Below are 22,698 nucleotides of genomic sequence, written 5' to 3' on the forward strand. Positions count from 1 at the left end.
CCTCTCGGGCTTTCCTCCGGGCGCTTCCCTTCGGTGTTTCCAACCTTACCAGACCCTTTTTCCGTTCCGTTTCCTGTCGGAAGCGATTCGGTATTCGAATCCGTGGCTGTTGGAGAGCCATTTTGCCGTTGGCTGCCTTTCGGCTTCCTTTTGGCGTGGTCCCGAGTTTATCAGAGCTTTTCAGTCGATCTTACCGACGTCTTCATTCTGATTAATCGGAAGGATGCTTCGTGCGGGATGAATTTCCCGGAAGCGGATAAATTCTAACCGTTGCGGTCGAACCTGTCTAGTTCCTGGCAACTGTTCGAATCTACCTCCCCGCTCGAGCCGTGTCAACGGCTTTTGTGGGGCGGAGAGGACAGTAGCAGGTCAGGGAGGGTGGACGCACATCAAGCTGCCGTGGGGGCGGACGTGCTGCGCTCCATCGGGTCCAGGTCTCCGGTCTCGCCTCGCTGTACTGCGCGCCTGCCCACCACGTAGACGTACGCGAGGAAGGCCAGCTCGGCGGCAATGCCGATGCCGATCCTCGCCCAGGTGGGGAGGCCTGAGGGGGTGACGAAGCCTTCGATGGCCCCCGAGATGAACAGGACCAGCGCGAGGCCCACCGCCATGCCCAGTGCCGCTCGGCCTTCCTCTGCGAGGGCTGTGCGTCGCGTGCGTGCACCGGGGTCGATGACCGTCCAGCCGAGTCGGAGGCCTGTGCCGGCGGCTACGAAGACCGCGGTCAGTTCGAGAAGGCCGTGCGGGAGGATCAGGCCGAGGAACGTGTCGAGGCGGCCGGCCGACGACATGAGGCCGATGCCCACGCCCACGTTGAGCATGTTCTGGAAGAGCACCCAGATCACCGGCAGGCCCAGGAACGCGCCGAGGACCAGGCACATCGCTGCTGCCTGTGCGTTGTTCGTCCACACCTGTGCGGCGAAGGAAGCCGCCGGGTGGCTCGAGTAGTAGGTCTCGTACCGGCCGCCGGGGCGGGTCATCTCGCGCAGTTCCTCAGGGGCGGCGATCGCTGACTGCACTTCTGGGTGGGCCGCGATCCACCAGCCGATGAGGGCTGCGACTGCCGTCGAGAGCAGGGCGGTCGGCACCCACCAGTGGCGGGTTCGGTACAGCGCTGCGGGGAAACCGGAGCTCAGGAAGTGCGTGACGTCGCGCCAGCCTGCGCGGCGGGTTCCGGTGACGGCACTACGCGCGCGTGCAACCAGTTGTGTGAGCCGCGCGGTGAGCTGAGGGTCGGGGGCGCTGGACTGGATCAGGGAGAGGTGGGTGGCGGTGCGTTGGTAGAGCACGACGAGTTCGTCGGCCTCGTCGCCGGTGAGGCGGCGGCGTCGGCGCAGGAGTTCGTCCAAGCGGTCCCACTCGGGACGGTGGGCGGACACGAACACGTCGAGGTCCATCAGGCCGCTGCTCCCCTCCTCGTACGGCGGCGCGCCGGGTGCTCAGCTTGGCAGACTGGCCGTTCCGGGGGCAGGGCGGAAAGGGGCGGGCGTGAGTGAACTGGTGACGGGCGAGGCGGTGGCGCTCGAGCTGCGTGCGGCGAGGCTGCCGAGCAGGGCGTTGGCCGTGATCATCGACCTCGCTGTGGCGTTCGCGGTGTACGTGGCTGTTTCCGTGGTGCTGTTGGCCGCCACCGCCTCGTTGGACGACGCGGCCGTCGCGACGATGTCCGTGGCCTCGTTTCTGCTGGTGCTCGTGGGTGGGCCGATCGCCGTCGAAACGCTCAGCCATGGGCGGTCGTTGGGGAAGCTGGCCTGTGGGCTGCGAGTGGTGCGGGACGACGGAGGGCCCATTCGGTTCCGGCACGCCCTGGTGCGTGGGGCGATGGGTGTGGTCGAGATCCTTGCGACGTTCGGCGTCGTCGCGATCATCGCCTCTTTGGTGTCCGCGCGCGGACGGCGGCTCGGGGACGTGTTCGCGGGGACGCTCGTCGTACGGGAGCGGGTGGCTGCTGGTCGGGGTTCCTATGTGCCGGCTCCGCCGCCGTGGCTTGTGGGGCGGTTCGGCGAGCTCGATCTGTCGGGGGTGCCGGACGGGCTGTGGCTGGCGATCCGGCAGTACCTGACGCGGATGGGGCAGCTCGACCCGCAGGTGGGTGCCGCGATGGCGGAGCGGCTCGCCGGAGATCTCGTGGCGTGCACGGGAGCGCCGTTGCCGCACGGGGTGCCGGCCGGGGCGTATCTGGCCGCGGTCGTTCAGGAGCGGCAGGCTCGGGAGGTTCGGCGGGCCTTCGATGCGAGCGGCCAGGGTGGAGGCGTCGGGTCGCAGCCGACCGTCGGAGGTCCTCAGCCGGTGGTTCCGGTTGTGCAGCCCTCGTACGGGTTCGAAGCCCCTGAGGTTCTGCCGACGGCTCCGCCGACTGTTCCGCCGGCCGTCGCTGAGGCGGAGGGTGAGGCTCCGCCTGCCACCGGGTTCGTGCCGCCTGCCTGAGTCCGGGCAATCGCGCCGCCTGATCCCGGCGCCTCCGTCAGTCGGCGGGCGGGAACTGGGAGGGCGGGGTGTCCAGGTGCTCGAGCTCGAGGCCGGGGGCGGCCAGGACCACGTCGCCGGTGATGTGCACGAGGCTCTGCTCGCCCGTGTCCAGGGCCGTGACCTGGTACTCGTCCACATTCAGCGGGCCGATGTCAGTGGCGTGTGGTTCTGTCTTCAGCAGGGCCCAGGACTGGTCGAGGGTGCGCGGGGCGAGGACCGGCTGGGTGAAGCAGACGAGGCGGACGCGAGTGGCGGGGGTGCTCGGGGTGAGGCGCAGCAGACGGGCTGTGGCGATCAGAAATGCGGGGGACGCGCCGGTGAAGGCGTGAGCGGCGACGTTGCCTTCGGTGGCGTGCTCGCCTGAGGGGTCGGTGCGGACCCAGGTGACGCCGTCCAGGGCGGCGCCGCGCACCTGCCAGCTCGCGGCGTGGAGTTCGGCGCGGATGGGGCGGCCCAGTTCGTCGATGGCCAGGTCGACGGAGCCCGCGTGATCGCCCGCGGGCGTGGTGAGTTGGGAGACGTAGCGCCAGCCGGAGGGGCCGGGGGCGCAGTGGAAGTGTTCTTCGCCGAGGGGGGTGTGGTCGTGGGGATCGTGGAGCGAGTAGCGGCCGCGAGGCATGGATTACGGGTCCTTCGTGGGGGCCTTGGTCGGCTGTGCGGGGCGCACCTGGGCCGCGTGTCCGGCCGAGGCCGCGGGTCTGGCCGGGCCCGCTCCGGGCGGCCCTCAAGGGGGCAGGCCCCCGCCGCGAGGGCGAGGGCCTGCTTCAGGCTACGGCCGGCGGCGTCCGGTGGCCGGGGCCGTCCGGACGCCTGGGTCGGATCAGTAGCGGTAGTGGTCCGGCTTGTACGGGCCGTCGACCTTCACGCCGATGTACTCGGCCTGCTCCGGACGCAGCTGGGTCAGCTTCACGCCCAGCGCGTCCAGGTGGAGGCGGGCCACCTTCTCGTCCAGGTGCTTCGGCAGCACGTACACGTCGGTCGGGTAGTCCTGCGGCTTCGTGAACAGCTCGATCTGGGCCAGGGTCTGGTCCGCGAAGCTGTTGGACATCACGAACGACGGGTGGCCCGTCGCGTTGCCGAGGTTCAGCAGACGGCCCTCGGACAGCACGATGATGACCTTGCCGTCCGGGAACGTCCACGTGTGGACCTGCGGCTTGACCTCGTCCTTCACGATCCCGTCGATCGCCGCGAGGCCGGCCATGTCGATCTCGTTGTCGAAGTGGCCGATGTTCCCGACGATCGCCTGGTGCTTCATCTTGGCCATGTCCGAGGCCATGATGATGTCCTTGTTGCCCGTGGTCGTGACGAAGATGTCGGCCGTCTCCACGACCTCGTCCAGCGTCGTGACCTGGTAGCCGTCCATCGCCGCCTGCAGCGCGCAGATCGGGTCGATCTCGGTGACGATCACGCGGGCGCCCTGACCGCGCAGCGACTCCGCGCAGCCCTTGCCGACGTCGCCGTAACCGCAGACGACCGCGGTCTTGCCGCCGATCAGCACGTCCGTGGCGCGGTTGATGCCGTCCACCAGCGAGTGCCGGCAGCCGTACTTGTTGTCGAACTTCGACTTCGTCACCGCGTCGTTGACGTTGATCGCCGGGAACAACAGCGTGCCGTCCCGGTGCATCTCGTACAGGCGGTGGACGCCGGTCGTGGTCTCCTCCGTCACGCCGCGGATCTCCGAGGCGAGCTTGGTCCACTTCTGCGGGTTCTCACCGAGGGTGCGGTGCAGGAGCTGGAGGATGACGCGGTGCTCGTCGGACTCCGCCGTGTCCACGGCGGGGACCTTGCCGTCCTTCTCGTACTCGACGCCCTTGTGGACGAGGAGCGTGGCGTCGCCGCCGTCGTCCAGGATCATGTTCGGGCCGCCGGTGGGCGAGTTCGGCCAGGTCAGGGCCTGCTCGGTGCACCACCAGTACTCCTCGAGGGTCTCGCCCTTCCAGGCGAAGACCGGGATGCCCGCGGGGGCGTCCGGGGTGCCGTTCGGGCCGACGGCGATGGCCGCGGCAGCGTGGTCCTGGGTGGAGAAGATGTTGCAGGAGGCCCAGCGGACCTCGGCGCCCAGGGCGGCGAGGGTCTCGATCAGGACGGCGGTCTGCACCGTCATGTGCAGAGAGCCGGTGATGCGGGCGCCGGCCAGCGGCTGCGCGGCCGCGTACTCCTTGCGGATGGCCATCAGGCCGGGCATCTCGTGCTCGGCGAGGGTGATCTCCTTGCGGCCGAACTCCGCGAGGGAGAGGTCGGCGACCTTGAAGTCCTGTCGGTTGGCGACAGTCGTCATGGCGAGCTGCTCCTCGTAATCGGTCGAGGTTGGGCATGGCTGTTCTGCGGCGACGAGCATAGGAATGCCCGGCACTCGCAGCGCAGTCGTCCGAGGCCCTCTCTCCCTCGGACAGCCCGGGGGCCGCCCGACCGCCATCAGCAGCGACGTCTGGCTGGGTTACGAATCTACACCGATCGGCCCAGCGAGCCCCAGTCCGCCTCCTACCTTGGCAGGTCTGCGGGACGGTCTCAGCACGCCCGACAATCAGGACATTTCGACTTTTGATTACGGGCGTACGTGTTGCAGGATGCCCTGAGATCGGGAACATGTGCGCGATCTGTTCGATGAAGGCGTAAGGAGATCCACGTGACCAGTCCGAGCGACCCGCCGAAGGCCGCGGGCCAGGCAGGGCAGAGAAAGTTGGTCGCGGTGACCGCCTGCCCGACCGGCATCGCCCATACGTACATGGCGGCGGAGAAGCTGCAGCAGGCCGCCGAGGAGCTCGGCATCGAGATGAAGGTGGAGACGCAGGGCTCCATCGGGTCCGAGAACGTACTCTCCGACAACGATGTCAGAGACGCGGACGGCGTCATCATCGCCGCCGACAAGGAGGTCGACCTCGAACGCTTCGCCGGGAAGCAGATCCTGAGCGTCGGCGTCGCGGAGGGGATCCGGCACCCCGAGGAGCTGATCGAGCGCGTGCGGACCGCGCCCGTGCACGGCGGCGGGGGCTCGGCCCCTGCGGGCGGCGGGGCGATAGGCACGGGCGGGGGCGGCGGCAAGGAGCGCAGCCTCGCGTACAAGGCGCTGATGAACGGCGTCTCGTACATGATTCCGTTCGTCGTGGTCGGCGGTCTGCTGATCGCGATCTCGCTGTCGCTCGGCGGGCACACGGATCCTGAGGGCGGTCTGGTCATTCCGGACGGCTCGTTCTGGAAGCACGTCAACGACATCGGGGTCATCGGCTTCACGCTGATGGTGCCGATCCTGTCCGGGTACATCGCGTACGCGATCGGGGACCGGCCCGCGCTCGTGCCGGGCATGATCGGCGGCTGGATCGCCAACACCGGTGAGCTGTACGACTCGGAGGCGGGCGCCGGCTTCATCGGGGCGATCGTGACCGGCTTCCTGGCCGGATATCTGGTGCTGTGGATCAAGAAGGTCAAGGTCCCGAAGTTCGCCCAGCCGATCATGCCGATCATCGTGATCCCGATCGTGGCGACGTCGGCGCTCGGGCTGTTCTTCATCTACGTCATCGGCAAGCCGATCGCGTGGGTCTTCGAGCACCTGACCAGCTGGCTCAGCGGGATGACGGGGACGAGCGCGATCCTGCTCGGCGCGATCCTCGGCCTGATGATCGCCTTCGACATGGGCGGGCCGGTCAACAAGACGGCGTTCCTGTTCGGTGCGGGGCTGATCGCGAGCGGCAACCAGACGGTCATGGGCATGTGCGCGGCGGCCATTCCGGTCATGCCGCTCGGCCAGGGCCTGGCGACGCTGCTGCGGAAGAAGCTGTACACGGAGCAGGAGCGCGAGACGGGTCTGGCCGCGCTGTTCATGGGCTTCTTCGGCATCTCGGAGGGTGCCATTCCGTTCGCGGCGGCGCGGCCCGCGCAGGTGATTCCGGCGAACATGCTGGGCGGTGCGGTGGCCGGTGCGATCGCGGGTCTGGCCGGGGTCGAGGACGCGGTGCCGCACGGCGGTCCGATCGTCGCGGTGCTGGGTGCGATCGGCGGTGTGGCGATGTTCTTCGTGGCGGTGGCGATCGGCGCGGTGGTGACGGCGCTGACCACGGTCACGCTGGTCGACATCAGTGAGCGCAGGCGGCGCGGGGCGGCTGCGGTTCCGGCCGGTGCGGCCGAACCGGCGCTCGCGGGCGTCGGCGCGGGTGCGGCCGGCGCCGGTGTCGCCGGTGTGGCGGCCGCGAGCGCCGCTCCCCCGGCGAGTTCGCCCACCCCGACCGTGGAGAAGAGCGCCGAGCCGCCTTCTCGTACGGGTGCTGACGAGGGCGCGGAGGCGGCGGGCCGGGCGACCGAGGGCGAAGGCGCAGCCGCCGTGGCAGGGACCGGGGCCGGGGCGGCTGCTGAGCCCGCGCCCTCGCCCGCTGCCGCAGAGACCGTCGGCGGCTCCGAGGCCGGCGGCGAAGTCCTCTCCGGGTACCTCACCGAGCAGACCGTGAAGCTGCGGCTCGACGCCACGGACAAGGAGTCGGCGATCCGCGAGCTGGCGGGCATGCTCGCGTCGACCGGCAAGGTCGCCGACACCGAGGAGCTCGTGCGGACCGCGCTGCGGCGCGAGGCGCAGGGCACCACGGGCCTCGGCGAGGAGATCGCGATCCCGCACGCCAAGACGGACGCGGTGACGTCGCCGGTGGTGGGCTTCGCCCGGTCGCCGGAGGGCATCGAGTGGGGCGCGTTGGACGGTACGCAGGCCAAGCTGATCTTCATGATCTCGGTGCCGGAGGCGGCCGCGGGCGACGAGCATCTGCGGATCCTGGCGCTGCTCTCCCGCAAGCTCATGGACCCCGGCTTCCGCGAGCGGCTGATGTCGGCGCCGGACAAGCAGGCGGTGGTCGACGTACTGCGGGAGATCCAGTGATCGTGCTCCAGGACGCCGAAACCACGCACTGCGGCACCGAAACCACGCACTGCGGCGCCGAAATCAGGCACTACGGCGCCCGCGTGAGGCACTTCGGCACCCGCGCCAGGCACTAGAGCGCTCCGAAATCACGTACTACAAAGAAGAGTTGGGCCCCGCACCGGGAGACCGAGGTCTCGGTGGTGCGGGGCCCGACTCGTTCAAGAGCAGTGCGGCGGCGTCAGTGCTCGTCGCCCGTGCCCGGGCCGCCCGGGGCCTTGGCCGGGTTGACGCCGGCGGCGGCCGCGGACTCGCTGTAGACGTCCGGCTCCAGGTAGATGACGCGGGCGATCGGGACGGCCGCGCGGATGCGGTCCTCCGCGTTGTTGATGGCGGCGGCCACCTCGCTCGCCGTGTCGTCGTGCCGGACGGCGACCTTCGCGGCGACGAGGAGCTCCTCCGGGCCGAGGTGGAGCGTGCGCATGTGGATGACGCGGGTGACGGTCTCGCCGTCGACGAGCGCCTTCTCGATCTTCTCGACCTCGTCCGTGCCGGCGGCCTCGCCGAGCAGCAGCGACTTGGTCTCGGCCGCGAGGACGATCGCGATCGCGATGAGCAGGACACCGATGCAGAGCGTGCCGATGCCGTCCCAGACGCCGTTGCCGGTGGCGAGGGCCAGGCCGACGCCGCCGAGCGCGAGGATCAGGCCGACGAGGGCGCCGAGGTCCTCCAGGAGCACGACCGGCAGCTCGGGCGCCTTGGCCCGGCGGACGAACTCCTTCCAGGAGAGCCCGCCGCGGACCGCGTTGGACTCCTTGATCGCCGTACGGAACGAGAAGGCCTCGGCGATGATCGCGAACACCAGGACGCCGACCGGCCAGTACCAGTGCTCGAGCTCGTGCGGGTGCTTGATCTTCTCGTAGCCCTCGTAGATGGCGAACATGCCACCGACCGAGAACAGCACGATCGAGACGAGGAACGCGTAGATGTAGCGCTCGCGGCCGTACCCGAAGGGGTGCTGCGGGGTCGCCTCGCGCTTGGCCTTCTTACCGCCGACCAGCAGCAGGCCCTGGTTGCCGGAGTCGGCCAGCGAGTGGACGCTCTCCGCGAGCATCGACGACGAGCCGCTGAAGAGGAAGGCCACGAACTTCGCTACCGCGATCGCGAGGTTGGCGGCCAGTGCCGCCACGATCGCCTTGGTCCCGCCTGACGCGCTCATGAGTGCCCGTTGTCCCTTCGTACGTTCACGTACGTCTCGTACGTCCCAAAACTCGCCGTGCCCATGCCGTGCGGTGGGTCATTGTTGCAGCACGGCCGGAGCGCGGAATGTCAGGCCACTACCGTCGCCCGGAACAGGGTGCCGTTTCCGGAGATCTCCGTCTTCTCCCCCGCGGGGACGAAAACCGACTCTCCGGGAGCGAGTTCGAGCTCTCCTGTGTGCACGTTTCCGGCGGTGCAGAGCAGGATTTGGGGCGTACGGGCGGTCAGGTCGCGCGGCGTCGACCCGGTGGGCAGGACGAAGCGGGAGAGGCGGAACTCGTCGATCGGCGTCTCGTAGACCTCCTCGCCGTCCGGGTCGGCCTCCGGCCGCAGGACGCCCGGGTCGGTGGCCTGGAAGCGGACGATGCGCAGGAGTTCGGGGACGTCGACGTGCTTGGGCGTGAGGCCGCAACGCAGCACGTTGTCGGAGTTGGCCATGATCTCGACGCCGAGGCCGTTCAGGTACGCGTGCGGGACGCCGGCGCCGAGGAACAGGGCCTCGCCGGGCTGGAGCCGGACGTGGTTGAGCAGCATGGCGGCGATGACGCCGGGGTCGCCCGGGTAGTCGTGGGCGATGCGCGCGTACGGCTCGTAGTGCCCGCCGATGCGTTCGGCGGCGGCCGCGGCCTCGGTGACCGTGGCGGCCATCTCGTCACGGTCCGCGCTGAGTACGGCGGTGAGGACCTCGCGGAGGGCGGCCTCTTCGGGGTGGGCGTGCAGCAGATCGACGTACGGCTTCAGGGAGTTGACGTCGAGGCCTTCGAGGAGGCGGGCCGTGTCGTCGGGGTCGCGGAAGCCGCACAGGCCGTCGAACGGCGTGAGCGCGCAGATGAGTTCGGGCTTGTGGTTGGCGTCCTTGTAGTTGCGGTGCGGGGCGTCGACGGGGACGCCGCGGCGCTCCTCGTCCTCGTACCCCTCCTTGGCCTGGGCGAGGTCGGGGTGGACCTGGAGGGAGAGGGGGGCGCCGGCCGCGAGGAGCTTGAGCAGGAAGGGCAGGCGGGGGCCGAACTTCGCGACCGCTTCGGGGCCCAGCTCGGCCTCCGGGGCGGCGGCGATCACCTCGTTCAACGGGCCGCGTTCGAGGCGCGAGGGCGCGCCGGGGTGGGCGCCCATCCACATCTCGGCCTGCGGTTCGCCGGTCGGTTCCACCCCGAGGAGCTCGGGGATGGCCGTGGTCGAACCCCAGGCGTAGGGGCGGACGGTGTTGGAGAGGCGGTCCATGCGGGACTTCTTTCGTACGTGGGTCACGCGGCCGGCGCGGACGGCCCGGACCCGGCTCGGGCAGCGGGCTGTCCTGGGCGGCGGGGGCGGGCGGGGTTCCGCGGGGCCGGTTGCGGTCGGTCGGCGTGGGTCATCATCGGGCCCCGGAAGCGAGCGCCAGGTAAACGGCGGCGAAATCCGTGACGGCGATCAGCTCGGCGAGCATCTCCAGTTCGGTGCCGTCCTGGGGTTCGAGTTCGCTGACCGCGGTGTCGTGGCTGAGGGCGAGTTCGCGGGCGGCGGGGGCGGCGCTGAGCCCGCCGTCGGAGCGGTCGCGCAACAGGACGGCACGCGCGCGTAGTGCCTGTTCTTCCTCGACGCGGTCGCGGAAGAAGTCGTCGGGGTCGCCGCCCGCCGCGAGGTCGCCGGTGAGCAGCGGACCGTGGGCGGGCAGGGCCTCGGGCAGTTCGGCGGCGAGGGCAGGGGTGCCGGCGAGCTCACCGAGCGCGGCGGCGAAGCGGCGGCCGACGGGGCCCGCGCCGGGGCCTTCGGTCCAGAGCAGCGGGAGCGTCTCGTACAGCTCGGCGGCGAGGGTCTTGGCCGGGTTGCTGTACGTGGCGACGGCGGGGCCGCAGCGCTCGGCGGTGGCGTCGAGGCGGTCGGCGACCTTCTGCAGGGCGTCGGGGGCGGCCTCGATCAGGCCGGTGCGGCCGAGGAGGACGAGGAGGGGCGTGAGGAGGGCCCACAGGACGTCGGGGCCGACGAGGGCCAACTCCTCGTACTCGGCGTGCAGCGGCGTCGCCATGGGGACGGCCAGGCCGTGCTTGCCGCCGATGGTCTCGGTGAGCGGGGCCTTGGCGGGGGCGACGGAGACGACGGTGAGGCCGCGCCGGTAGGCCTGTTCGGCGAGGACCTCGAGGCCGGGTTCGGTGCCGTCGGGGGTGGCGATGAGCAGCAGGTCGACGGGGCCGGCCCAGCCGGGCAGGCCCCAGCGGAGGGCTCCGGCGGCGGGCGCCACGCCGGTGGGGCGGAGCCGCAGGACCGGGGAGCTCGAGCCGGCGAGCGCGTCGAGCAGGTCCGCGACTCCGGCGGCGGCGGTGCCGGGTCCGGCGACGAGGACGGCGCGGGGGCGGCCGTCGGGTTTGAGTTCGGTGAGGCCGGACTCGGTGGCGTGCCGCAGTGCCGTGCGCACTCTGGCGCCTGCTTCCGCGGCGCCGCGCAGCAGGCCTCTGCGGTCGGCGCGGCCGAGCGCCTCGGGGTCTTCCAGCAGCGAGTCGTCGAGCACGGGTGGGAGCCTCCGATCGCCGATGCGTACGGCAGTGGGGTCGTGCGTGCGTACGGCATGGGGCGGGAGCGGACGAGGGCGGCTTCGCTGGCGCCGTCGGCCCGGCCGGCTCCCGCGCGGGGGCGGCTAGGCGGGGCGGCGGGCCTCGTCGACGAGCAGCACCGGGATGCCGTCCTTCACCGGGTAGGCCAGGCCGCAGCCCTCGCCGGTGCAGAGCAGCTCGGCGTCCGCCTCCTTGAGGGGGGCGTGGCAGGCCGGGCAGGCGAGGATCTCCAGGAGGCCGGCTTCGAGCGCCATGGAACGGTTCCCTTCGGTGACTGACCGTCGGGCGGGCCGGTGGTCAGAGCGTGTGTCGGAGTGGGTCGGGGCGGTCGGCGGCGGTCGGGCTCGGTCGGCGGGCGGCTCGGGTGTCCGAGGTCCGTCCGACCTGCGCCCGAGGCCGCGCGGGCCTCGGCCCGACCTGGGCGGGCGCCCGGGTCAGGACTATGGATTGCGCCTGGTCAGCCTACCGCCGCACGAGGCCCGACGCCGGGCCGCAGGGGCGGCCCCGGGCCCGCTGTGACGGCCTGACCTGGGCGGTTCCGGGACTGCGTGGGTGGTGTGCATGACAGCCGCGGGGAGAGTGCGTCCGGGTACGCGGCAGGGGCTGCGTACGGCGGTGGCCCAGGCCGTACGCAGGCCGCGCTGCCACTCAGCCTCTGACGATCGCCAGGACCTCGTCCCGCACCCGGGCCATGGTCTCGGCGTCCCGCGCCTCCACGTTCAGGCGGAGCAGCGGCTCGGTGTTGGACGGGCGGAGGTTGAACCACCAGTCCGCGCCGGTGACCGTCAGGCCGTCCAGCTCGTCCAGGGTCAGCCCCTCGCGGCCGGCGTAGGCCTCCTTGACCGCCGCCGCGCGGCCCGCCTGGTCGTCGACCGTGGAGTTGATCTCGCCCGAGCCCTCGTACCGGTCGTACTCCTCGACCAGTGCCGACAGCGGGCCCTCCTGGCCGCCGAGGGCCGCGAGGACGTGCAGGGCGGCCAGCATGCCGGTGTCGGCGTTCCAGAAGTCGCGGAAGTAGTAGTGCGCGGAGTGCTCGCCACCGAAGATCGCGCCGGTCTTGGCCATCTCCTCCTTGATGAAGGAGTGCCCCACGCGTGTGCGCGCGGGCGTGCCGCCGTTCTCCCGTACGACCTCGGGGACCGACCAGGAGGTGATCAGGTTGTGGATGACGGTGCCCTTGCCGCCGTTCCTGGCCAGCTCGCGGGCGGCGACCAGGGCGGTGATCGCCGACGGGGAGACCGGCTCGCCGCGCTCGTCCACCACGAAGCAGCGGTCCGCGTCACCGTCGAAGGCGAGGCCCAGGTCGGCGTCCTCGGCGCGGACGCGCTTCTGGAGGTCCACGATGTTCGCCGGGTCGAGCGGGTTGGCCTCGTGGTTGGGGAACGTGCCGTCCAACTCGAAGTACATCGGCACCAGTTCGAGCGGCAGGCCCTCGAAGACGGTCGGGACGGTGTGCCCGCCCATGCCGTTGCCCGCGTCCACGACGACCTTCAGGGGGCGGATCTCCGTCAGGTCCACGAGGTGGCGGAGGTGGGCCGCGTAGTCCTTGAGGGTGTCGCGGCCGGTGATCTCGCCGGGGGTGTCGGCCGGGGCGGGGGCGCCGGCGGCCGACCACTCCTCGACGAGGCGGCGGATCTCGGCGAGACCGGTGTCCTGCCCGACCGGGGCGGCGCCCGCGCGGCACATCTTGATGCCGTTGTACTGCGCCGGGTTGTGCGAGGCGGTGAACATCGCGCCGGGCAGGTCGAGGGCGCCGGAGGCGTAGTACAGCTGGTCCGTCGAGCACAGGCCGATCTCGGTGACGTCGACCCCGCGGGCGGCCGCACCGCGCGCGAAGGCCCGCGACAGCCCCGGGGAGGACGGTCGCATGTCGTGCCCGACCACGATCGCGCGCGCGTCCGTGACCTGCGCGAAGGCCGCGCCGAACAGCTCGGCCAGGGATTCGTCCCACTGGTCGGGGACCACCCCGCGTACGTCGTACGCCTTCACGATCTGCGACAGATCAGCCACTGCCAACCCTCCTGGAATCCTGTGCGGTGCCCCCCAACGTACCGCTCGCCGCTGACAGTCCGGCACGAGCCCGGCCGCCGGGACACGGCGATGTCCGGGCCGTGTCCCGGCGGTGGCCGGACGGTGTCGGGTCGGTGTCCGGGCGGTCGCCGCGCTCCCTGGGACCAGTACCCCTGGGAGCAACGGCTCAGCGGAGGAACAGCTCGTGGAGCAACGACTCAGGGAGCAACGGCTCAGGGCAGCATCCACCCCAGCAGGAACGTGCTCTGGGCGACGACGATCAGACACATCACCAGGAGCAGGCCGAGGCTCCAGGGCAGCACCTTGCGGAGCAAGTCGCCCTCCTTGCCCGCGAGTCCGACGGCCGCGCAGGCGATGGTGAGGTTCTGCGGCGAGATCATCTTGCCGAGCACACCACCGGAGCTGTTGGCGGCGGCGAGGAGTTCGGGCGAGAGTCCGGACTGCCGCGCGGCCGTCACCTGCAGGGCGCCGAACAGCGCGTTGGCGGAGGTGTCGGAACCTGAGACGGCGACGCCGAACCAGCCGAGCACCGGCGACAGGAACGCGAGCCCCGCGCCCGCCGCGGCCACGAAGTGCCCGATGACGGCGGCCTGTCCGGAGAGGTTCATGACGTACGCCAGGGCGAGCACCGAGGTGACGGTGAGGATCGCGAAGCGCAGTTCGTGCACAGTGGCGCCCCATTCGCGCAGCGCCACGCGCGCGTGCACCCCGATCACGCCGGCCGTGAGGACCCCGGCGAACAGCACGAGCGTGCCGCCGGTCGCGATCAGCGGAAGGGAGAACTCGTTGGCGCCGACCGGGTTGCCCTCGGGGTCGGCGACGTTGAGGAACGGCCAGTCGAAGACCTGGGTGGCCCCGGCGAGCAGGTCCTTGACCGCCGGGATCTGCGCGAGCGAGAACACGACCACGATGAGCGCGTACGGCGCGTAGGCGCGCACCACTTCGCGGCGCGGGTCCTCGGTGTCCAGGTCCTCGCTGCGTACGCCGGTGAGGACCGCGGCGCGCACCGGTTCGGCGGCCGGTTTGCGGGCGCTGGGGAGGGCCACGAGGGCGGCGGCGCCGGCCAGTGCGGCCCCGATGTCGGCGAGTTGGGCGGAGACGTAGTTGGACGCCACGAACTGGGCGGCGGCGAAGGCGGTTCCGCACACCACGGCGGGCAGCCAGGTCTCGCGCAGCCCGCGCTTGCCGTCGACCAGGCCGACGAGCACGAGCGGCACCACAAGGGCCAGGAGCGGCGTCTGACGGCCCACGACGGAGGCGACCGACTCCAGGGGCAGGCCGGTGACCTGAGCGAGCGTCACGACCGGTGTGCCCATGGCGCCGAAGGCGACGGGCGCGGTGTTGGCGACGAGGGCGACGACGGCCGCGCGCACCGGCTGGAAGCCGAGCGCGACCAGCATCACCGCGCTGATGGCGACCGGCGCGCCGAAGCCCGCGAGCGCCTCCAGGAGCGCGCCGAAGCAGAAGGCGATGACGAGCGCCTGGATGCGTGGGTCGTCGGAGAGCCGCCCGAAGGAGCGGCGCAGGATGTCGAAGTGCTGGGTGCGGACGGTCATCCGGTACACCCACAGGGCGTTGACGACGATCCACATGATCGGGAAGAGGCCGAAGAGTACGCCCTGCGCGCCGCTCGACAGCGTCTGCCCGAGCGGCATCCCGTACGCGAGCCAGGCGACGAGGACGGCGACGGCGAGGCCGATGAGCCCCGCGCGGTGGGCCTTCATGCGGACCGCGCCGAGCAGGACGAGCACGGTGACCAGGGGTAGTGCGGCGATCAGTGCGGACAGGCCGAGCGAGTCGGCGACGGGTTCCAGTTCCTGTACGAACACACGGGCCTCCCGGGCCCCATGAGGTTCCGTCACTTCCCGTCCATTCCGGCATGCGGAAAGCGATCACTCACGGGTGGCGGAATCGTCGTGTCCGCGACAAGGGGAAGTCAATGGTCCGTACAGCAACGATTGTTGAAGAGAAAACGTCAGCCTCAGAGGGAGGCGGAAAGACGCTGCTGGGGAGGAGTTCTCAGTTCTCCGGCGAGCGGAGGACGCGGAGGTGGCCGCGGCGGGCGACCTCCATCGGGTCCGCCGAGCGCGCCCCGCTGCCGCCGGCCTCGGCCGCACGCTCCTGGGGGCGGGCCGCCTCACGGACGGCGTTGGCGAGCGCCTCCAGGTCGTCCCCGCTCGGGCGCCCCGGCGCCGACGTGTCGGCCAGCCGGACGACCTCCCAGCCACGCGGCGCGGTGAGGCGCTCGGAGTGCTCGGCGCACAGGTCGTAGCAGTGGGGTTCGGCGTAAGTGGCGAGGGGGCCGAGGACCGCGGTCGAGTCGGCGTAGACGTACGTCAGCGTCGCGACGGCGGGACGGCCGCAAGCGGTGCGCGAACAGCGACGTACAGGGCTCACGACGTTGGACGGTACCGCACTCTTGAGCGGGCCGCGACGACTCTCCCCGAGGTCACTCCCCCGTGTCGCGGTGTGATCCCTCACACAGGCCCCTCCGGGGAGCCCGTTCTGACCTGCGCAGACCCCAAGAAGAGCCAGGATCAAGGGGGTTGAAACCGGACCACACTCGGTGCAAATGCCGTCATTTGCCATGAGTCCGGTGGTCTCGGTGGGTTACGCAAACGAGCCCAAGGTTGGCTGGAATGGTCATCGGGCGACAAGCCCGCCGCCGTCCGGTCGCGCGGCTGACGCCGCCGGGGCCGCAGTTCCGGGCTCCACGCGCGCGTGGAGCCCGCGTGGCCGCCCGGTGTCAGTGCGGAGGATTACGCTTCACCGGTGATGGACAAGTCCGTACCGCCCCGCGCGACCGAGCCCAGGATCCGCCGCAGAGACCGGCACGGCCGCGGCATGCGCGGACCCGTGGCGCCGCCGCAGGTGCCGCTCGCCGCGAGCCGGGGCGAGGTCTTCGCCGACCTCGTGCAGGACTCCGTGGAGCGGCTCGAGCGGCGCTGGCCGCAGCTCGCCGACATCGAGTTCCTGGTCCAGGACGTGCCGTACATGAACGGCGCGAGCGAGGCGCTCGGCGAGGACGGCGTGCCCCTGGGCGGGACGCTCGCCGCGCGGGACGACACACCCGCGCGGATCGTCGTCTACCGCCGCCCGGTCGAGATCCGCACGAAGAGCCGGGACGAGCGCGCCGCCCTGGTGCACGAGGTGGTCGTGGAGCAGGTCGCCGAGCTCCTCGGCCTGACCCCGGACGCGGTCGACCCGCGCTACGGCGAGGACTGACGCGGCGCGGACTGACGCGCGCACCCGGGGGCCGGGACGGGGGTGCAGACCCGCCCGGCACCCGGCCGCTTTCGCCGCTCCCGCGGCATCCGCTACTTCTGCAGGATCGACAGGTCCTGCTCGGCGTGCGGCACCGTGATCGTGCCGCCGTCGTCCGGCAGCGTCTGGACCGTGAACATCGGCACGCCGTCCTCCGGCAGCTCCAGCGTCCGCGCCGCGTGCACCGTGCCGGAGAGCTGCTCCACCGTCAGCGCGTACGAGCCCTTCAGACCGCTCGGCACGGGCGGCCTGACGGCGAGCGTGGTGCCGCCCCGCACGGTGTACGTCTTCGTGGCCGGCGAGCCGCCCTCCGAGCCCGCGGAGGCCGTGACGCGGACCTTGGCGGTCTTGCCGGGCGGGGCGACCAGGGAGAGCGTCGAACCCTTGGCGCGGTTGTCCGCGACCGTCGCGCGCTCGCCCACGGGGGCCGTCGCCGGGATGAACGCCGTCTCCTGCCGGGCGCCCTCGCCACGCGTGACACGCAGCGCCGCCACCACCGGAACGGAATCCTCCGTGGGCGTGAGCAGCAGGGAGCCCGGCTCGCCCTTCGTGATGTCGCCGAGGTCGACCGCCGCCGTCATACCGCTCTTGACGTGCAGCGTCTCGTTGCCGGCCGGGACGATCGAGCCCGTCGGGCCCGCGAGGGACAGCTTCAGGTCCGCGTCCTGCTCGCCGGGCGCGAAGGCGACCAGGCGCACGGAGGTGGCGTCCTTCGGGATGCCGGGCAGGACGACGCTGCCCGCCGGGTCGGCGGAGGCCGGCAGCCAGTCGCCGCCCAGCTTGTCGTCGGCGGACTGCACGGCGGCGCCCACGCGGCCCGCGCGCGCCGTGACGTGCGCCGTCACATTGGTCTGCGGCTCGTCCGTGAGCGTGGAGAGCAGCACCGGGACGCTGGAGTGCGGCGGCACCTGGATGTCCTCGCCGACGTCCGACTCCAGGGCGCCGCGCGAGCCGAACAGCTCGATGTCGACCACGGCGGCCGTGTCGTCCGGGTTCGTCAGGTGGACGTAGTCGCTCCGCTCCTCCGCCGTGCTCGCGCCGGGGAACCAGAAGTCGGTGTCCGGAGCGCCGCAGGCCAGGCCGTGCACGCCGCGGCCGCTGCCCGCCGCGACCGTCGTCGTCTGCTGGACGGTCCAGCCGGGGGCGAGCGCGCCGTCCGCCGAGCCGACGAGCGCGGGCGCGTCGGCCCCGGAGACCTCCTCGGTCACCGGCTTGCCGGGGCTCTTCACGGTCGGCACGGGCTTGCCGGGCCGCTTCTCCTTCGCCTTCTCGTCGCCCTTGCCGTCGTCCTTGCCGGAACCGCCGCTGCCCGACTCCCGCGCGGCGCCCACGAGTTCGGCCGCGCCCTTGCCGGCCTGCCCCGCGGACTTGGGTGTGAACGACGTGTACGCCGTGTCCGCCAGGTCGGACGTGCTCGGCGCCGGGCACAGCAGGCTGCTGCGGTCCACGGGCCGCTGCTCCGCCTCGGCGGTGCTGCCGGCGGCCGCGCTGCCGTCGGGTGCGGTGAGCGCGGCGAACCCGGTGACGGCGGCCAGCGCTGTACCCGCGGCGATCAGGGACAGGGTCGTGCGGTTCACTGCTGGCTCCCGTCGGGGCGCTCACTGTCGGACCTGAAGTCGCCGCCGCCGTACGGCTGTTCATAGCCCTCGTACGGTGCGTACGGCGGGGCCTGCGGCGGCACGGGCGGCGGGGGCGGAGGCATGGCCGGGTCGGCGGGCTGGTCGTGCGTGACCGGTTGGGCCGCCTGGGCGCCGTAGCCGCCGTAGTCGCCGTAGTCGAAGGTTCCGCTTCCGTACTGGCCCGGGTGGGCCTGCGGCGCCTGCTGCGCCTGCTGCGCCTGCTGGTCGAACGTCCCCGGCGCACCGCCCTGTTGGGCATAGGCATCCGGCTCGTACGCCCCCGGCGCGTACTGCTGATCGTACCCGCCCGCCGGGTACTGCGCCCGCGCGGGCGGGGTCGCGGCGTAGGCCGCCGTGGCCCAGTCGTCCTGCGGCTGCTGCTGCGGGACGACGGGCGGGGAAGCGGGCGGGGCGGCGGGTGCGGCCGGAGCCGGTGCGGGCTCGGGGGCGTGGCCCTGGGCGGCCGCCTCGGCCTCCTGAGCGGCACGGAGCCGGCGGGCGCGGCGGCCCTCGCCCTCGACGGGCTGCGCGGGGACGGTGAGCGGCTCGTCCGGAAGGTCGTCGTCCACGGTGTCACGGCGGCCCGGCAGGGCCAGGACCACGAGCACCACGACGAGCGCGCCCTGCGCCCAGAGCCAGCCCGTGTGCGTACCGGGAGTGTCGTACGTGACGTCCAACCGGCCGCCGGACGGGGGCAGTTCGAAGCCCTGCGCCCAGCCGTCGACGGTCTTGCGGGTGAGCGGCTCGCCGTCCAGGGTCGCCGTCCAGCCGTCGGCGGCGGAGTCGGCGATGCGGAGCGTGCGGCCCTCGGGGCCCGCCGGGACGTCCGTGTGGATCTCGACGGGGCCCGCGGCGACCGGCTGCGGCGTGCCCGACGGGGGCACGATCGCGGCGCGCGCGACCTGCCGGTCGACCCGCCACAGCGAGCTGCCGTCCTGCCGGCTGAGGCGGGTCAGGCCGGGTGTGGCGTCGAGCGTGCGGCTCATCCCGCGGGGCGCGCCCGCCTCCAGGAGGACGTACCGCACCGCGAAGTCGCCGAGCTGGTCGACCTGGTCGGCGCCGGAGCCCGCGACCAGGTGGGCGACGGTCCGGTCGAGGAGGTCGTTGCCCTCGCCCGCCGCGGCCAGCTCCGCGTCGCCGAGCCGGGCGCCGGGGCCGCGCACGAGCACGTACCCGACGCGGGCCTCGGAGTCGCTGTTCAGGACGAGCGTGCGGGGCTGGTCCTTCGTGCCGGACTCCTCGGCGACGAAGGCCGGGACCTGCGCCGGGTCGCGCCGCTCCAGCGGACCGTCGGCGCCGCGGACCATCCAGCCGACGGCGGCGACCAGCGGGCCGAGGACGGCCGCGACGGCGATCAGTGCGGCGACGGGCTGGCGCCAGCCGAAGCTCTGCTCGGCCACGCGCGCGTGCGCCCCCTCGGCGCCGACCACGGCGGCGGCGAGCAGCGCGATGCCGTACACGAGCGTCGCCGGGCCCGCCCAGGCCGAGCCGTTGCTCAGGGCCGCGAAGACGAAACCGGTGAGCGCGACGGCCCAGGCGGTGCGGATCGCGAGCTGCCGCTCACCGCGCAGCAGGGCGGCGAGCGCGGCGAGCACGAAGCCGATCAGGAGCAGCCCGCCACCGGCCCCGGGCCCGCCGGGGCTGAGGCCGAGCAGGTCGAGCCCGGAGGCGGAACCCGCACCGAAGTCGAGCCCCGTCGTCCGGAAGAAGCCGAAGGGCAGCAGCGACAGCGACCAGGGCGCGAGCACGAGCAGCGGCACGCCGAGCGCGGCCAGGAAGCGCAGCCCGTACGCGGCGAGGTCCCCGCGGCGCACCGCGAGCAGGGCCAGGCCGAGCACCAGGGCGACGGGCCAGACGACCGGCGTGAAGGCGGTCGCGATCGTGAGCAGCAATGCGTACGCCCACGTGGCGCGCCAACTGCCGCGCGCGCCCTCGGTCTTCAGCAGCAGTCCGCTCGCGGCGAGCCCGGCCCGCGCGATGAGCGGCAGCAGCGTCGCGAGCACGGCGGTGCCCAGGTGCCCGCCCGCGAGCGCGCCCGTGGCGGCGGGCAGGAAGGCGTACGCGACGGCCGCCCAGGCGCGCAGCAGGCGGGACTCGACGAGCGGCCGGGACGCGAAGTAAGCCGCGAGGCCGGCCAGCGGGACCGAGCAGACGAGCAGGACCGTGACGGCGAGCCCGGTCGAGCCGAGCAGGACGGTGGCGAGGGCGGCGACGAACGCGAGGTAGGGCGGGGCCGACTGGGTGCCGCCGGTGCCGACCGGATGCCAGGCGTCCGCGTACCGGCCCCAGAGCTCGGAGACGTCGGCCGGGACCGGCAGCATCGCGCCGCCTGCGAGGGCGCCGCCGCCGAGCAGCGCGCGGCAGGCGATCAGCGAGAACAGGAGCAGCACGCCGAAGAGCACAGGGCCCGGCTTGCGGGCGATCCGCTTGAGGCGGGCGAACTGCTCGACCTCCAGGAACTCGGCGTCGTCCCCGCCCGGCCCGGACTCCACCGCGCCGTGCCGCCCGCCGGACGAGGCCTCCGGGTCGGACCGGCCGACCAGGTTGGAGGCGACCTGCTCGACGGTGAGGCGGACCGTCGCGCCGGGCGAGGGGAAGAGCGGGCGCAGCTCGGCGGCCTCGACCTGTGGCTTGCCGCGGCGTTTGCGGGCGCCGAGGATCCGCTCCGGGCGCAGCAGTACGCCGAAGAGACCGGCGACCTCGTCGAGCGCCTGGCCGGGCACCTTGCCGACGAGGTACGCGAGCGTGCGCAGCAGGGTGCCGAGCACGAGGCGCAGCAGCACCCAGGGCAGCATCGCCGTACGGGTGTTGGCGAGCAGCGTGTAGACGGCGCCGGCCTTGTCGACGCGGTGCGGGCTCGCGGCGGTGCGGCCGACGCAGTCGACGGTGCGGCGCTCGCGGGCGGAGGCCTCGGCGTGCCGCATGACGGCGTCGGGTGCGATCAGGACGCGGTGGCCGGCCGCCTGGGCCCGCCAGCAGAGGTCGACGTCGTCCCGCATGAGGGGCAGGCGCCGGTCGAAGCCGCCCAGCTCCTCGTACACGTCCCGCCTGATGAGCATGCCCGCGGTGGACACCGACAGGACGGGGCGCACCTGGTCGTGCTGGCCCTGGTCCTGCTCGCGGCGGTCCAGGTCGGTCCAGCGGCGGCCGCTGTGCGCGATGGAGACGCCGACCTCGAGCAGCTGCCTGCGGTCGTACCAGCCGCGCAGTTTGGGTCCTACGACGGCGACTTCGCGGTTGGCCTCGTGCTCGCGCTCGACGGTGCGCAGGAGTTCGGCGAGGGCGCCGGGCTCGGGGGCGCAGTCGTCGTGCAGCAGCCAGAGCCACTGGACCGGTTCCCCGTACGGGAGTTCCGGCATGTCGTACGCCTCGTCGCGCCAGGTGCGCGTGACCGGGTCCCAGCCGCTGGGGCGCTTCAGGTACGGCAGGTCGTCGGGCGTGAGCACGCGCGCGGTGCGGGCGGCCTCGTCGACGGCGGTGCCGAATCCGGAGCGGCGGGCGAGGTGCAGGACGCGGTCGGGGCCGAGGGCGTCCGTGACGATCGCGGCGGAGTCGTCGGCGCTGCCGGTGTCGGCGGCGATCACGTTCTGCACGGGGCGTTCCTGGCCGAGCAGGCCGCCGAGGGCGTCGGGCAGCCACCGGGCGCCGTCGTGCGAGACGAGGACCGCGGTGACGACGTGCCTGGGGAACTCAGGCGTCTGGGCCTGGGGGGACGCGGCTGCGGCAGCGTCGTACTGGCCTGCCGAATGGCTGTGCACGGACATCGAGGTACGGGCCCCGGTTCGATGGACTGCGGTGGACGCCTGGGCCGGGCTGTGCTCGGGGGGCGTCTCGGACGGGGGCCACACTAACGGCTGGGAAACACAGCGGTCCGCCGCCTGTGGACAACCCACAAGCGGCGGACCGTTCGTTACGTCGGGGTGTGCGCCTTTTGCTCGGCGCGGGTCGGGGTCGGATGGTCTTCGGTCGCCGAACGACCGGTGCGGTCACCGGAGTCGGCGCCTGATGCGGATCGGACGTCGGCTCGGACGTCGGCTCGGACGTCGGCTCGATCGGCGGCTCAGACGGCGGCCTTTTTCAGCCGTCGGCGTTCTCGCTCCGACAGGCCGCCCCAGATGCCGAATCGCTCGTCGTTGGCGAGTGCGTATTCGAGGCATTCGGACCTGACCTCACAGGCGAGACAGACCTTCTTGGCCTCGCGCGTGGAGCCGCCCTTCTCCGGAAAGAAGGACTCGGGATCGGTCTGGGCGCACAGTGCGCGCTCCTGCCAGCCGAGTTCTTCGTCCGCGTCCTCGACCAGCAGTTGCTGGAACAGCTCGGTCATGTGCGCCCCTCGTCTGTCTGTGCAGTCCCCGTGATGCTGCCGTTACCGATTTCGGCCGAACGACACGAGTGAAATTACAAGTGTGCCGATCCGGGCCAGTCAAGCCGAGATCTGCTATTGGGTCCCTTATTCACTCTGCGGAACCAAGGCTTTGCGGAAAGTGTTCAAATCGCCTTAAACCCGGACACTTCTCGGCGACGATCCCGCACACCCTGCCGATACCCGTAAAGACGCACCGGAGGACGGTCGCGTTGCCGAGACGCACACCGAAGCGATCCCGATCACGAACGAGTCACGAGAAGGCAACGACGTTTACGCGTCCGGATGCAGCGCCACCTGTCCGATCCGGCCGATGCACAAACCTTT

Annotated in this window: 17 protein-coding genes; 4 read left to right on the forward strand and 13 right to left on the reverse strand. The window is 72.1% G+C overall.

Going from position 1 to position 22,698, the window contains the following annotated elements:
* A partial coding sequence (locus ACIDOF_RS25820; protein WP_409008484.1) for a hypothetical protein occupies positions 1-267 on the forward strand: 267 nt, incomplete at its 5' end.
* A 122-nt stretch (positions 268-389) separates the two neighbouring features.
* Here ACIDOF_RS25820 and ACIDOF_RS25825 read toward each other — a convergent pair.
* A complete protein-coding gene (locus ACIDOF_RS25825; RefSeq protein WP_409008485.1) occupies positions 390-1,397 on the reverse strand; it encodes a stage II sporulation protein M in 1,008 nt (335 codons plus the stop codon).
* A 91-nt stretch (positions 1,398-1,488) separates the two neighbouring features.
* Here ACIDOF_RS25825 and ACIDOF_RS25830 point away from each other — a divergent pair, with 91 nt between their 5' ends.
* Positions 1,489-2,427, forward strand: coding sequence for an RDD family protein (locus tag ACIDOF_RS25830; RefSeq protein WP_409008486.1), 939 nt, complete (start codon positions 1,489-1,491; stop codon positions 2,425-2,427).
* Between the two features lie 37 nt (positions 2,428-2,464).
* Here ACIDOF_RS25830 and ACIDOF_RS25835 read toward each other — a convergent pair whose 3' ends face one another.
* Positions 2,465-3,088 carry a hypothetical protein gene (locus tag ACIDOF_RS25835; RefSeq protein WP_409008487.1) on the reverse strand — a complete coding sequence of 208 codons (624 nt, stop codon included), beginning with the start codon at positions 3,086-3,088 and terminating at the stop codon, positions 2,465-2,467.
* 201 nt (positions 3,089-3,289) lie between these two features.
* Positions 3,290-4,747, reverse strand: a complete 1,458-nt coding sequence (gene ahcY, locus ACIDOF_RS25840) for an adenosylhomocysteinase (protein ID WP_409008488.1) — start codon at positions 4,745-4,747, stop codon at positions 3,290-3,292.
* Between the two features lie 348 nt (positions 4,748-5,095).
* On the opposite strand from ahcY, the gene ACIDOF_RS25845 reads away from it, so the two are divergent.
* Positions 5,096-7,327, forward strand: coding sequence for a fructose-specific PTS transporter subunit EIIC (locus ACIDOF_RS25845; protein WP_409008489.1), 2,232 nt, complete (start codon positions 5,096-5,098; stop codon positions 7,325-7,327).
* Positions 7,328-7,547: 220 nt separating this feature from the next.
* On the opposite strand, the gene ACIDOF_RS25850 is transcribed toward ACIDOF_RS25845, so the two are convergent.
* The 7 genes from ACIDOF_RS25850 to ACIDOF_RS25880 all read right to left on the reverse strand — a co-directional run bounded on the left by ACIDOF_RS25850 (position 7,548) and on the right by ACIDOF_RS25880 (position 15,522).
* Positions 7,548-8,525 carry a cation diffusion facilitator family transporter gene (locus tag ACIDOF_RS25850; RefSeq protein WP_409008490.1) on the reverse strand — a complete coding sequence of 326 codons (978 nt, stop codon included), beginning with the start codon at positions 8,523-8,525 and terminating at the stop codon, positions 7,548-7,550.
* A 110-nt stretch (positions 8,526-8,635) separates the two neighbouring features.
* On the reverse strand, positions 8,636-9,787 hold the full coding sequence (manA, locus tag ACIDOF_RS25855) for a mannose-6-phosphate isomerase, class I (RefSeq protein WP_409008491.1): 1,152 nt from the start codon (positions 9,785-9,787) through the stop codon (positions 8,636-8,638).
* 133 nt (positions 9,788-9,920) lie between these two features.
* Complete coding sequence (locus ACIDOF_RS25860) at positions 9,921-11,051, reverse strand: SIS domain-containing protein (RefSeq protein WP_409008492.1); 1,131 nt, start codon at positions 11,049-11,051, stop codon at positions 9,921-9,923.
* 126 nt (positions 11,052-11,177) lie between these two features.
* Entirely contained in the window at positions 11,178-11,348 is a 171-nt protein-coding gene (locus ACIDOF_RS25865) for a Trm112 family protein (protein ID WP_282546967.1), read from the reverse strand.
* 394 nt (positions 11,349-11,742) lie between these two features.
* The gene (locus ACIDOF_RS25870) at positions 11,743-13,110 is read right to left on the reverse strand and encodes a phosphomannomutase/phosphoglucomutase (protein ID WP_409008493.1); all 1,368 of its coding nucleotides are present in this window, start codon (positions 13,108-13,110) and stop codon (positions 11,743-11,745) included.
* A 227-nt stretch (positions 13,111-13,337) separates the two neighbouring features.
* Complete coding sequence (locus ACIDOF_RS25875) at positions 13,338-14,954, reverse strand: L-lactate permease (protein WP_409008494.1); 1,617 nt, start codon at positions 14,952-14,954, stop codon at positions 13,338-13,340.
* Positions 14,955-15,144: 190 nt separating this feature from the next.
* Positions 15,145-15,522: a DUF3499 domain-containing protein gene (locus ACIDOF_RS25880; protein ID WP_282546964.1), complete on the reverse strand. Its 378-nt coding sequence runs from the start codon at positions 15,520-15,522 to the stop codon at positions 15,145-15,147.
* A gap of 378 nt (positions 15,523-15,900) precedes the next feature.
* On the opposite strand from ACIDOF_RS25880, the gene ACIDOF_RS25885 reads away from it, so the two are divergent.
* Positions 15,901-16,350 (forward strand): metallopeptidase family protein, encoded by a 450-nt coding sequence (locus tag ACIDOF_RS25885; protein WP_409008628.1) that lies wholly within the window; start codon positions 15,901-15,903, stop codon positions 16,348-16,350.
* A gap of 92 nt (positions 16,351-16,442) precedes the next feature.
* Here the strand turns inward: ACIDOF_RS25885 and ACIDOF_RS25890 are convergent, their stop codons facing one another.
* From ACIDOF_RS25890 to ACIDOF_RS25900, 3 genes are all read right to left on the reverse strand, one after another.
* Positions 16,443-17,966, reverse strand: coding sequence for a DUF5719 family protein (locus ACIDOF_RS25890; protein ID WP_409008495.1), 1,524 nt, complete (start codon positions 17,964-17,966; stop codon positions 16,443-16,445).
* Entirely contained in the window at positions 17,963-21,772 is a 3,810-nt protein-coding gene (locus ACIDOF_RS25895; RefSeq protein ID WP_409008496.1) for a glycosyltransferase family 2 protein, read from the reverse strand. The genes ACIDOF_RS25890 and ACIDOF_RS25895 overlap by 4 nt, the downstream gene beginning before the upstream one ends.
* A 296-nt stretch (positions 21,773-22,068) precedes the next feature.
* Entirely contained in the window at positions 22,069-22,332 is a 264-nt protein-coding gene (locus ACIDOF_RS25900) for a WhiB family transcriptional regulator (RefSeq protein WP_017945871.1), read from the reverse strand.
* Positions 22,333-22,698 lie beyond the last annotated feature (366 nt).

The sequence above is a fragment of the Streptomyces sp. Da 82-17 genome (genome assembly GCF_046098215.1).
In the GTDB taxonomy this organism is placed as follows: Bacteria; Actinomycetota; Actinomycetes; order Streptomycetales; family Streptomycetaceae; genus Streptomyces.